The sequence below is a fragment of the Chitinimonas sp. BJB300 genome (genome assembly GCF_002735695.1).
Taxonomy (GTDB): Bacteria; Pseudomonadota; Gammaproteobacteria; order Burkholderiales; family Chitinimonadaceae; genus Chitinimonas.
The window spans coordinates 1-2,804 of record NZ_PDZH01000248.1; the positions used below are offsets into that span (position 1 = coordinate 1).

The 2,804-nt window shown below is 53.9% G+C and carries 4 protein-coding genes; 3 read left to right on the forward strand and 1 reads right to left on the reverse strand.

All coding sequences use genetic code 11. The features are described from left to right. Positions 1-208 (forward strand): transposase (locus tag CSQ89_RS20880; RefSeq protein WP_199065763.1); only part of this gene is annotated, 208 nt, incomplete at its 5' end. A gap of 414 nt (positions 209-622) precedes the next feature. Further along, positions 623-982, forward strand: a complete 360-nt coding sequence (locus CSQ89_RS20885) for a VOC family protein (protein ID WP_233203384.1) — start codon at positions 623-625, stop codon at positions 980-982. Between the two features lie 96 nt (positions 983-1,078). On the opposite strand, the gene CSQ89_RS20890 is transcribed toward CSQ89_RS20885, so the two are convergent. Beyond that, positions 1,079-2,215, reverse strand: a complete 1,137-nt coding sequence (locus CSQ89_RS20890; protein ID WP_308418196.1) for an acyl-CoA dehydrogenase family protein — start codon at positions 2,213-2,215, stop codon at positions 1,079-1,081. 241 nt (positions 2,216-2,456) lie between these two features. On the opposite strand from CSQ89_RS20890, the gene CSQ89_RS20895 reads away from it, so the two are divergent. After that, complete coding sequence (locus CSQ89_RS20895; RefSeq protein ID WP_099407906.1) at positions 2,457-2,699, forward strand: hypothetical protein; 243 nt, start codon at positions 2,457-2,459, stop codon at positions 2,697-2,699. Positions 2,700-2,804: the final 105 nt, after the last annotated feature.

The following is a 2,804-nucleotide window of genomic DNA, read 5'->3' on the forward strand; positions in this document are numbered from 1 at the left end:
GGTGTTCTACCTACCCAGCTACAGTCCTGAACTCAATCCGGACGAGCGATTGAACGCCGATCTCAAGCATGCGCTGGGATCGCGCATTCAGGTGCGAACCAAGGACAAGCTCAAGCAAGCGACCAAACCCCATATGGAGATGTTGGAAAACACGCCAGAGCGAGTGTGCTCCTATTTTGAAGACCCCAGGATCAAGTACGCCGCCTGATCAATACTTAGTTGCCGGGTGAATAAGAAGCCCTTCACTCGTGAGGAGTTTTCCCGCTATGGCAAAGATTACCTTGGCACGAACATTATCTTCTGGAGCACCAGTTCGCCCTGGTTGAAGGAAAAGATGGCATCAGAAAACTGAAAAGAGCGCCATTACCACGCTGAATAGCCATCGTCCCATCGGGTAAAGCCAATAAAGTAGGCAAGTGGGACGGCAGCAATGTGAGTGGTTAGGAGTTTTCCGTGCAATACAATCGACATTTATGGATTGACACTCTCTGTGCAACATCCGTTTCCAGCACCAGCTGGAAACGGACAAGCGCATTCCCTATCCTAAAATCCTGGAGGCTCGCCAAGCACACATGCACACGGAACCTGCGCCGCCCAACCTATACCTCACCAATAGCCCACGATGACGATTCAGCTTGATCACATGATGGTGCCCTCCCACAACAAGATCGCTGCGGCAAGGCTGCTGGCGGAACTGCTAGGGGTACCGTGGTCAGGAACAGGGATAGGGCCATTCGCGCCCGTTTACGTTAATGATGGGTTGACGATCGACTTTGATGAATGGACCGAACCCATTCCCCTGATTCACTATTGCTTCCGAGTAAGCCCGAGAGAATTCGACCGTATTCTGGCACGCATCAAAGCAGCGGGCATTCCATACCGAGTAATGTTCACGGGCCGATCGACTTACAGGTCAACACGCAGCTTGGCGGCTGTATTGTTTATTGGAATGAACCAGATGGCCATCAGTGGGAAATGTTAACGGTAAGTTATGATCGTCCGGCATCGTGAAGCGTAGCTAGCTTGGTAGAGCAGCGGATAGTCGATGAATAGGCCCTGCTCTGATCGCTCTATCTATCTACATTGCCTTGGCAATAATCTCTTTCATGATCTCGCTGGAACCCGCATAGATACGCGCTACACGTGCCGACGCCCATAACCGGCCAATGGGGTATTCCGCCATGAATCCGTAACCACCGAACAGTTGCAGGCAACGGTCGGCGGCACGGCCCAACAGTTCACTGGTCCATAGCTTGGCTTCAGCGGCGTCGACAGCGTCCAATGTGCCAGCGTTATGCTCGACGACCAAACGGTCTACATACACTTGGCCAACATCGATTTCCGCCTTGATGGCAGCCAGTTCGAACCGTGTGTTTTGGAAGTCGAACAGCTGCTGGCCAAATGCCTTGCGTTCCTTTACATAGGCCAGCGTCATCGCGTATGCGGCATTCGCCGCAGCCACTGCGCCAACAGCACAGGTCAGGCGTTCCGGCACCAGCATGCGCATCAGCATCTTGAAGCCGGCATGTGGCTCCCCCAGCAGGTTCTGCTTGGGCACTTTCACATCGCGGAAGAACAGTTCGGCGGTGTCCTGGCTGTGTTGGCCTATCTTCTCCAGCTTGCGGCCCACTTCAAAGCCAGCCCACCCCTTTTCCACCAAAAACAGCGATAGACCCCGCTTTTCCGTGGGGTGGGTGCGGGCGGCGACAATCACCAAATCACTGTTCACCCCGTTTGAAATAAAGGTTTTGGTGCCACTCAACGCCCAAAAGTCGCCGCAGTCTTCGGCTCGGGTCTGAATACCGGCCAAATCGCTGCCCGCATTCGGCTCGGTCATCGCCACGGCCAACACACACTCGCCCGACACCACGCCAGGGAGATAACGGCGCTTCTGGTCTTCGCTGCCAAACTCATCCAGATAAGGCGCAACCAGCGAGGAATGCAGGCTCAATGCCAAGCCCCATTCATTGGCAAAACCCAACTCTTCGGAAACAATCTGTTCGTATCGAAAGTCTCTACACCCAGCACCACCGTATTGTTCATCGACAAAGGTGGCAAGAAACCCCAACTCGCCCGCTCGCCGCCAGAGCGCTTTTGGCACCATACCGGCAGCCTCCCATTCACGCTGGTGCGGGGTGACTTCTTCAGCCAGGAAACGACGGAAATTGGTGCGAAACAGTTCGTGTTCGGCATCGAAATGGCGGCGGGGGATCATTTTGTCTCCTGGTTTTTTAAAAGCCTATCCCACTAGGCGGACAAGCCAAACATCCACTGTGCAGAAACCACCCGTATGTTGGAAATTTGAGGATTGTGCGTTGCAGAACCGTATGGAATACGCTGACAGGGCCTGCAAATAGGTTAGGTTTCCAGGGTTGTTCGTAGGCTGTGGCCCACCGGAGGGGAAAAGTAGTCTTGAACAGGCGCCAAGTACATTTTTTTATTCAGGCAGGCTGGTAATGCACTATCCGTTTCATTTACTCCAACTACGTGAAGGCGCCCTACCCTGGCGCCAAGCCATCTGTGCGGCCGTCGGTGTCGCCATACCCACTGCCATTGCAGTTTGGATGCATCAGCCTTATGGCCTGTTGTTCGGTGCGGTAGGTGGGCTGTATGCCAGCCTGCTCGATTTTGGCGGTACGTTACACCATCGCCTGTTCACTCAATTGGCCGGTTTGTTACTGACTGATGTTACGCAGTAGCTGCGAGAAGCAGCTGTAACTGATCATAAGCCGCGCGGGAGGCGTTGATCAGTAACTTGCGGCAAAGTGCGAATGGGTTCTTCTGCGTCTTGATGCTCAGGCATT